Origin of the sequence: Nocardiopsis sp. MG754419, assembly GCF_018207095.1 — a bacterium.
In the GTDB taxonomy this organism is placed as follows: Bacteria; Actinomycetota; Actinomycetes; order Streptosporangiales; family Streptosporangiaceae; genus Nocardiopsis.
This window is the reverse complement of the sequence record NZ_QOCZ01000336.1, coordinates 1-610: the sequence shown is the minus strand read 5'-3', so window position 1 is coordinate 610 and position 610 is coordinate 1. Positions and strand designations below refer to the sequence as shown.

Sequence of the window (610 nt, the reverse complement as noted above, 5' to 3'; positions counted from 1 at the left end):
CCCCATCACCACCCCCCACACCCAGGGACACCTGAGGCGCCCCCACGGCCAACGCCTCTTCTGGCAGGAGACCGGACACCCCGACGGCGTCCCGGTCCTGGCCGTGCACGGCGGACCCGGCTCCGGGGCCTCCCCCACCTGGTCCCGCTTCACCGACCCCGACCACTACCGCCTCATCCTGCTCGACCAACGCGGCAGCGGACGCAGTACCCCCGACGCCGCAGACCCCACCACCGACCTGACCCACAACACCACCGACCACCTCATCGACGACTTCGAGGCCCTGCGCATCCACCTGGGCATCGACCGATGGCACCTGCTCGGCGCCTCCTGGGGGTCCTGCCTGGCTCTGGCCTACGCACAGGCCCACCCCGACCACGTGCGCGCCCTGGCCCTGTACGCCGTCACCACCGGCACCCCTGCCGAGATCACCTGGATCACCCACACCATGCGCCGCGTCTTCCCCGAACAATGGGAGACCTTCCGTGCCGCGGCCGGTCCCGACGCCGACCCCCACGCCCTACCGGCCGCCTACGCACGCCTGCTCGCCGACCCCGATCCCACGGTCCGCTTCGAGGCCGCCCGCGCCTGGTGCGCCTGGGAGGACACC

At 72.8% G+C, this 610-nt stretch carries 1 protein-coding gene; it reads left to right on the top strand.

Annotated features, from left to right (window positions below; translation table 11 throughout):
- A partial coding sequence (locus DSY14_RS27995; RefSeq protein WP_249188592.1) for an alpha/beta fold hydrolase occupies positions 1 to 610 on the top strand: 610 nt, incomplete at both ends.